General features: G+C 51.9%; 1 pseudogene. It reads left to right on the forward strand.

The annotated features are described in order from the left end of the window. Window positions 1–235: pseudogene (locus FLQ03_RS19340) on the forward strand (helix-turn-helix domain-containing protein); the annotation flags it as partial.

Below are 235 nucleotides of genomic sequence, written 5' to 3' on the forward strand. Positions count from 1 at the left end.
TGCAGGTCTGGCAAACCTTCGACGAGGACGCCCCGGTAATCACAGACTTCCTGAGTCACTGAAGCTGCGTGTACTTTCTTTACTTCACGATCATTACAGCGACTTTGGACCAACGCTGGCCGCAGAAAAATTGCGCGAACGCCATAACATCACGGTGTCTGTTGAAACACTGAGAAAATGGATGACGGCTGATGGACTCTGGGTCCCATACTCACGTCGCAGGCCACGTGTTCAT

The sequence above is a fragment of the Vogesella urethralis genome (assembly GCF_007644045.2).
Taxonomy (GTDB): Bacteria; Pseudomonadota; Gammaproteobacteria; order Burkholderiales; family Chromobacteriaceae; genus Vogesella; species Vogesella urethralis.